General features: G+C 73.1%; 2 protein-coding genes. Both read right to left on the reverse strand.

The window, feature by feature from the left end; all coding sequences use genetic code 11:
- Positions 1 to 837: non-homologous end-joining DNA ligase (gene ligD / locus ACSNOK_RS32650; RefSeq protein ID WP_436784411.1), on the reverse strand; the 837-nt coding region annotated here is incomplete at its 3' end.
- Positions 838 to 853: 16 nt separating this feature from the next.
- The gene (locus ACSNOK_RS32655; RefSeq protein WP_436784412.1) at positions 854 to 2,038 is read right to left on the reverse strand and encodes a Ku protein; all 1,185 of its coding nucleotides are present in this window, start codon (positions 2,036 to 2,038) and stop codon (positions 854 to 856) included.
- Between the last annotated feature and the right edge of the window lie 176 nt (positions 2,039 to 2,214).

The following is a 2,214-nucleotide window of genomic DNA, read 5'->3' on the forward strand; positions in this document are numbered from 1 at the left end:
CCCCACCACCGCCTCCAGCCCGAACGCCAAATCACCGGGCTCCCGGCAGGCCCCCACCTCGTCCCACGTCACCGGCGCCGCCACCCCCGCCCGCTCCCCCCGCAACCGCACGGTGTACGGCGCGGCCGTCGTCTTGGCGCTCGCGTTCTGGGACCAGTCGATCAGCACCTTCCCGCGCCGCTCCAGCTTCGCCATGGAGACCACGACCAGCCCGGGGTGCTCGTTCATCAGCCGGGTGGCGAGTCCCTTGGCGTAGGCGCTGACCGTGCGGCCGGGGGCGGGGTGGACGGGGGCGTAGAGGTGCAGCCCCTTGGAGCCGGAGACGACCGGGAAGGCCGTGAGGCCGTCCTCGTCGAGGAGCTGGCGCAGCCGTTCCGCGACGCGGCAGCAGACGACGAGGTCGGTGCCGGGGCCGGGGTCCAGGTCGAGGACGACGCGGTCGTGGGCGTCGCGCCCGGCCGCGGCCGTCCACTGCGGCACGTGCACCTCGTACGCGCCGAGATTGACCATGGCGACCAGCGCGGCGACCGAGTCGATCACCACCTGCTGCGTGGTGCCGTCCCGGTGCCGGACCGTGGCCCGGGGCACCCAGTCCGGTGCGCCGGGCGGCGGGTTCTTGGCGACCCAGCTCTCGCCCGCCGCACCCTCCGGGGCCCGGACGAAAGACGCCGGGCGCCCGGCGATGTGCGGCAGCATCGCCGGGGCGATCCGCGCGTAGTAGTGCAGGACGTGGGCCTTGGTGTGGCCGGTGGCGGGGAAGAGGACGCGTTCGAGGTGCGAGAGGGAGAGCCGGTGGCCCTCGATCTCCACCGTCTGGCGGCCGGGTGCGGCGGGCACGGGGACGCCCGTCCTCTCAGGACGCCCGCTTCTTGCGCCGGCCACCGCCGGACGGCTCCGCCGCGTGGGCCGCCAGCGCCTTCACCAGTTCCTCACGGTCCATCGTGGAGCGGCCCGGGATCCCGGCGTCGGTCGCCCGCTGGTAGAGCTCCGACTTGCTCAGCTCCTCCAGCTCGGCGGTGGCGGACTTCCTGGCCGCCTTGCCGCCGGCCGCCTTGCCGTCGGCCGTCCGGCCACCGGCCGCCTTGCCCCCCGCGGCCTTCCCGCCCGCCGCCTTGGCCGCCTGCCGGGTGCGCCGCTTCTCGGCCGCCTCCTTCAGCTGGACGGGCGGTGCGAGCTCGGCGGTCTCCCCCGCCGACCCTGCCGCCCCTGCAGACCCTTCCGGCCCTTGCGCTCCCGCCGGCTCCCCCGCCCCGCCCCCGCCGGTCTTCGCCTTCTCGATGCTCGCCTGGAGCGCGCCCATGAGGTCGATGACATTGGTCGAGCGCGGCGCCGGTTCGCTCTTCTCCACCGTGCCGCCGGCCCGTTTGGCCTGGACGAGCTCCAGCACCTTCTCCTGGAAGGTGTCGTGGTACGTCTCCGGGTCCCAGTCCACGCTCAGCGCCTCCACCAGCTGTACGGCGGTGGCGAGTTCGCGTTCGGCGACCTTCTCCCGCTCGGGGAGCGTGCCGATCTCGGTGCGCGGGTCGCGGATCTCGTCCGCCCAGTGGAGGGTGTGCAGGGTCAGGATGTCGCCCTCGGCCTTCACCGCCACCAGGTACTCCCGGTTGCGCATCACGAACGTGGCGATCCCGGCCCGGTTGGACCGGCTCAGCGCCTCGTGGAGCAGGGCGTAGACCTTGGCGTACTCCTTGCTCTTGGGGCCCAGGTAGTACGTCTTGTCGAAGTAGATGGGGTCGATGGCGTCGAGGTCCACGAAGCCGCTGATCTCCAGGGACTTGGAGCGGCCGGGGGCGATCTCCTCCAGCTCGCCGGGTTCGACGACGACGTAGTCGTCCCCCATGTCGTACCCCTTGACGATCTCCGCGAGGGGGACTTCCTCGCCGGTGCGCTCGTTCACCCGCTTGTTGCGGACACGGTCGGAAGTGCCGCGCTGGAGCTGGTTGAAGCGGATGGTGTGGCTTTCGGTGGCCGAGAACATCTGCACTGGGAGGGCGACCAGCCCGAAGGTGAGGGCTCCGCTCCAGACCGCATGCGCCATGATCTCCTCCACCCTGTGGTTTCTTCCATGGCAACCCGGGGTGGGGGAGATCGCATCCCGGCGTACGGCCGTAGGGGGCCCCGGCCCCTCCCCCAGGGAAGGGCCGGGGCCGAGCCGCCCGCGGGGCCGGGCCGCCTAGCCCACCGCCAGCTCCACCCGGGCCGCCCCCGCGACCC

The organism is Streptomyces sp. URMC 126, assembly GCF_051386555.1.
Taxonomy (GTDB): domain Bacteria; phylum Actinomycetota; class Actinomycetes; order Streptomycetales; family Streptomycetaceae; genus Streptomyces.

Coding starts and splice junctions, on each gene's coding strand:
- ACSNOK_RS32655 (WP_436784412.1), bottom strand. CDS start 2,038: ATGGCGCATGCGGTCTGGAGCGGAGCCCTCACCTTCGGGCTGGTCGCC.